The sequence below is a fragment of the Liquorilactobacillus vini DSM 20605 genome, from assembly GCF_000255495.1.
GTDB lineage: Bacteria > Bacillota > Bacilli > Lactobacillales > Lactobacillaceae > Liquorilactobacillus > Liquorilactobacillus vini.
Window position 1 is genome coordinate 1 of record NZ_AHYZ01000200.1, and the last position, 859, is coordinate 859.

Below are 859 nucleotides of genomic sequence, written 5' to 3' on the forward strand. Positions count from 1 at the left end.
CCCACCAATCCTTCATTCTGTTGCGCATCAATAATTCGTAACATTGCTTTTAACCCGGCCTTACTCCATGATCTTCCTTGACGTTTTAAACGATAGGTGTATCGACGATGGTTACTTTCGCAACTTCCTAATCCTTTAGGCTTCTTTAGTCCTCGTAATTCTGCTGGCTTAATATATTGCCAATTCCGCTTTAGATAATTCTCTAGTTTCCGTAATGCCATTCGCTTTTCTTGACCAGCTTGATCTTCTTTTGTTATTCTGCTTTCCGCAGTATCTAAAATCACTCTTACCTGATTCCAATTCCAAGAATAAACAGCTTTCTTCATCGGCTTTATTAACTCAAAATCAAAACTAAGTCTTTCCTGAATCTTTCGGTTCAAATGATATTGATCCAAAAAATGTTCTTGCTTAAGACAATCTGGTGCCAACTCTTTGAATACCTCAGCTTCATAACCACTGCCATTGTCACTTCCAGAAATAATTATCGTCTTCTTTAAATCATAATGAGCCTGTAGATATTCACTTACTTCTTTCATTGCCTGTTGACGATCAAGACTACTGATGATATGACGATTAATCAGTTCGCGGCGCTTCCCGTTCTTTCGGATCCCTTCATAAATCTGAAAACGATGGACAAAAAAATTCCTTATTTGTCGATTATGATGAAATGCTTGCTGCTTAACGCTGAAGGCATCGCCTTCTAGATAAAGAATCATTGGTTTGTTTTTTCCCACAGTATCATTTATTCTCTGCTGCCGCTGATAATTATCTATCCGTGCACCAGCCTCTTTAATAACACCGGCAACTTTTTGATGACTCATTGATATTGGAGTCAATAAATTTACTGCACTTGCCACCG

Annotated in this window: 1 protein-coding gene; it reads right to left on the bottom strand. The window is 38.2% G+C overall.

The window, feature by feature from the left end; all coding sequences use genetic code 11:
- Nucleotides 1–836, bottom strand: an 836-nt coding sequence (locus ON15_RS10855) for an ISLre2 family transposase (protein WP_169313788.1), incomplete at its 3' end; no start/stop codon positions are given.
- Between the last annotated feature and the right edge of the window lie 23 nt (nucleotides 837–859).